General features: G+C 62.8%; 5 protein-coding genes. All 5 read right to left on the minus strand.

Features of this window, described 5'->3' with window-relative positions; genetic code table 11:
- Positions 1-623: histidinol dehydrogenase (locus EOA85_RS29560; protein ID WP_164759963.1), on the minus strand; the 623-nt coding region annotated here is incomplete at its 3' end.
- 35 nt (positions 624-658) lie between these two features.
- Positions 659-1,459: an ABC transporter permease gene (locus EOA85_RS29565; protein WP_029355930.1), complete on the minus strand. Its 801-nt coding sequence runs from the start codon at positions 1,457-1,459 to the stop codon at positions 659-661.
- On the minus strand, positions 1,456-2,400 hold the full coding sequence (locus tag EOA85_RS29570; protein WP_095519868.1) for an ABC transporter permease: 945 nt from the start codon (positions 2,398-2,400) through the stop codon (positions 1,456-1,458). The genes EOA85_RS29565 and EOA85_RS29570 overlap by 4 nt, the downstream gene beginning before the upstream one ends.
- Positions 2,401-2,466: 66 nt before the next feature.
- Entirely contained in the window at positions 2,467-3,573 is a 1,107-nt protein-coding gene (locus EOA85_RS29575) for a PotD/PotF family extracellular solute-binding protein (protein ID WP_245486128.1), read from the minus strand.
- 35 nt (positions 3,574-3,608) lie between these two features.
- Positions 3,609-3,974, minus strand: a 366-nt coding sequence (locus EOA85_RS29580; RefSeq protein ID WP_127212112.1) for a TOBE domain-containing protein, incomplete at its 5' end; no start/stop codon positions are given.

Genomic DNA, 3,974 nt, shown 5'->3' on the forward strand with positions numbered 1-3,974 from the left:
GGCCTGATCGTCTCTGTGCCATAGGCGACCGCGGCGACCGCCTGCGCGCCACCGCATTTGTAGACCGTTTCGACGCCGGCGATGCGCGCTGCAACCAGCGTCGCTGCGTCCACCGAACCGTCGGGCGCTGGCGGCGTCATGATAGCAAGCTCCGGGACGCCCGCCACCACGGCGGGCACCGCGGTCATCATTGTCACCGAAGGGAACGCCCCTTTGCCGCGCGGGACATAGAGCGCCACCGAGCGGATCGGCGTGAAGCGGTCGCCGGCATAGGCGCCGGGCCGCATTTCCTTGAGCCACATCGCTTCCGGCCTCTGTTCTTCGTGGAAATGCCGGATGTTGTCGATGCCGAAGCGAATGGCGGCGACCACGTTCTCGTCCACCATGTCGAAGGCGGCGTCGAACTCGGCGGGGCTGACCTTCAGCCGCGTGGCATCGAGATCTGTCTTGTCAAAGTCGCGGGCGAAGCGGACGAGCGCGGCGTCGCCTTCTGTTCGGACCGCCTCGATGATCGGTGCGGCCTTCTCCATAAAGCCAGAGAGATCGGTCTCTGAGCGCCGCATCAGTGCCGAACGACCGGCGGCGTCGATCTGGCTCAGGTCGTGGAACGATACGTTTGGCATAGGATTTCCCTTTGCGGCCGGCAGGCCGGCATTCCTCATTTCGATTTCAGGAAGATGTCGAGCCCGACCAGCCTGTCGAGCAGGAAGATGGCGACAGCCGAGCAGGCGATGAAGACCACGGAGATCGCGGCAAGATCCGGTGTGATGATCGAGCGGATGGAGTTGTAGATCAGCACCGGCAACGTCACGATGCGCGCATCGACGAGCAGCAGGCTGACCAGGAACTCGTTGAGCGCAAGGATGAACATCAGCAGCGAGCCGGTGATCACCCCCGGCATCACCGCCGGCAGGGTGACGGAGAAGAACACCTGGAGCGGCGGTGCGCCGCAGTTGGCGGCGGCCAGTTCCAGGTCCGGGTCAAGCCCGGTGGCACTCGCCGTCACCGCCCAGATCATGAAGGGAAGGTTGATGACGCAGCAGGCGATGCCGACCGGCCAAAGCTGGCCGAGAATGCCGGCGTTGCCGAAAATCAGCATGAGGCCGATGCCCGATCCGATCAGCGGGATAGTAAAGGGCAGCAGCAGATAAATCTGGATCGTTTTCTCAAAACGCACCGCATATTTCGCCAGCGCGATGCCAGCCAGCGTGCCCACGGGAATGGCAACGATCGTACAGACCGTCGCGACATGGAGCGTACGCAGGAAAGCGTTGCGCAGGTCGGAGGCCTGTGAGATGCGCGCGTACCACCGCAGCGATAGCCCGTCCGGCGGAAACGTGATGATGTTGCCGCCGGTGAAGGAAGCGCCGAGCACGACGATCGTCGGCGCTGAAAGCGTCACCAGGGCGATCGTGACCAGGGTCCACAAGACAACGGATTTGCTGCGCGAGCCGTTCACGCCCGTGACCTCCCCATCGCAAGCGTTCCGGCTCCGAACAGCGCGAACACCAAGCCGACGAGGATTGACCCGAGCGCTACAAGCATAAGCGCCAGCGTCGCGCCGAGGCCCTGGTCAGACGTTCGGAAGAACTGATCGTAAATAGCGTTGGCGATGAAGTCCTGCGAGCCGCCGCCAAGGATCGCGGGGACTGCGAAATCGGTGAGCGAAAGCGTCAGCACCACCACGCCGGCGCCGATGAAGCCCGGACGAGCGAGTGGCAACACGACATGGATGAACGTGCGAACCCAGTTCGCACCGAGCGATCCAGCGGCCGCCTCCAGCTCTTCGGGAATGGCGGTGAGTGCCGGCGCGAGCATCAGTACGGCGAAGGGCAGCATGTACTGGACGAGGCCGAACAGCACGGCGGGATAGTTGTAGATGAGCCGCATCGGGGCGACCCCGATAAGGCCGAGCGCCTCGTTCACCATGCCCTGATTGCCGAGGATGATCAGCCAGCCATATGCACGCACAACCTGGCCGATGAAGAAGGGCAGGAACAGCGCAATCAGCAGGAATTTGCGCAGTCTTGGCGAACGCGTGCGCACCATCAGATAGGCGTAGGGAAAGGCGAAGACAAGTGTCACCGCGGTGACGATCAGGGCGGCGACGAGGCTGCGCTGCGCGACAACGAGGAACAGGGGCTCTGTCAGCGCCCGCCGGAAATTGGCGATGGAATAGTCGTCCGAGAATTGGAAGGTGGTGGTGTCGAGCGTGCGCAGGCTTGCATCCGCGATCTGGATGAGACCGAGCACGAGCAGTCCGACCAGCAGCACTGCCGGAAGCAGCATCAGATAGGGCGTGGCGCGCCTGAATCGCGCTGGCCAGATGGCGGCGGCAATGCCTTCCAGCGCATCCATGATACGCCATTTCAAGGGATAGGCTGTCCTGGCTGCCCGCATGAGAAAATCCGTAACCGACCTCGTAAAGGAGCCGGTGCCGCCAGCGCAGCACCGGCCAACCTGGCGTCAGCCCTGCATGATCGCCTTGAACTTGGAAAACCACTCGCTCTCGTTCTCGACCTGGATCTTCGACGAGATGCGAATGAGGCGCTGGAAATCCGCTTCGGTGGTCGGATAGGACGGATCGCCCACCAGATCCTTCGGCGGTGTGAGGCCCGGCACGACGCCCGGCAAGCCGAGGCCGTCCAGCCAGACCTGCTGGGCTTCCTTGGTCAGCGCATGGTTGATGTACTGCTTGGCCCAGTAGAGTTCGTTTTCCGGCAGGCCCTTGGGGATCCACAAACCGTCCGTGTCGAATTTCGCACCCTCCTTCGGCACGACCCATTCGATTTTCACGCCGTTCTTGCGGGCCTCTCGGGCGTTGGTGGAGATGGTGCAGGCGGCATCGATTTCGCCGTTCTGGAACCAGGTGGTGAAGTCGGGATCTTCGCCGAGCAGCGGCTGCTGCGCCTTCATCTTGGTGATGAAATCCCAAGCCGGCTGCATGTTACCGGGTATGTCCTCCAGCTTGCCGCCACCGGCGACCTGGGCTGGGAAGTGGAAGCCGATGCCGTCATTGTAGAAGGCAAGCCGGCCCTTGAACTTCGGGTCGAGCAGGTCTTTCCAGGACTTCGGCGGTCCGTCCGGGAACGCCGCAGGCCGATAGGCCAGCACATAGACATAGCCGTAGGTATTGACGATCGGGAAGCCTTCCAGGCCGGCCGGCTTGGCAAGGTCCGTCACATTGGCGAGGTTCGGCAGGTCGGAGAGGTCTTCCGTTACGCCGCGCAGTGCCGACTTCGTGGCATTGGTGGTGGTGTCCCAGTTGATGTGGATCGGCGGGACCCGATTCTGCGCCACAGCCGCCCAGACTTTCGGCTGGATCTCGTTGTCTTCAGTCAGGTCGTGACGGACAGCGATCCCCGTCATTTTGGTGAAGCTGTCGGACACGCCGGCCTTCAGGCTATCCACCCAGCTGCCGCCCCAGGCGCGCACGATGATCTCCGCCGGCTTTTCCGGTTCCTGCGCATAAGAACTGCGCAGGCCGAGGGCTGAGGCGCCGCCGAGCGCGGCGGTGACCTGAAGGAAGGTTCTGCGGGAAAGATGGGATAATGTCGGCTTGAAGCGCTTCATCTGCATTCTCCTCTGGGTTTGACCGGTTTCCGGTTCTATCGAAAAACAAGCATGTCCCTGGCATTCCACCCCAGGAACACGCTTTCGCCTATGTCGAACTGCGTGTGCGCGGCGGGATCATGGTCAAAAACGCGAATGACCTCGTCGCCAATCGCGGCGCAGGCTACCTCGTAAACCATGCGCTCGCCTTCGAAGATCGTATCGATGACAGTCCCGGCCAGCACGCAATCGAGCTTCGACAGCTGAGCAGCGTCGCCGGCGAGACGGATCTGCTCGGCGCGGATCGCTCCCGACGCCTTGCCGCCCTCCCCAGGTGGATTGACCGGATCGCCGATTTTTCCGGCAAGCGTCAGAGCACCGCGAAGGATGGAGACGTCGCCCCCTTCCGATACGGACCGTAC

It is taken from the genome of Mesorhizobium sp. M5C.F.Ca.IN.020.29.1.1 (assembly GCF_003997375.1).
Classification (GTDB): domain Bacteria; phylum Pseudomonadota; class Alphaproteobacteria; order Rhizobiales; family Rhizobiaceae; genus Mesorhizobium; species Mesorhizobium wenxiniae.

Bases quoted from the DNA above. Each gene is read 5' to 3' on its own strand.
- EOA85_RS29570 (WP_095519868.1), bottom strand. From the start codon at position 2,400: ATGCGGGCAGCCAGGACAGCCTATCCCTTGAAATGGCGTATCATGGAT.
- EOA85_RS29575 (WP_245486128.1), bottom strand. From the start codon at position 3,573: ATGAAGCGCTTCAAGCCGACATTATCCCATCTTTCCCGCAGAACCTTC.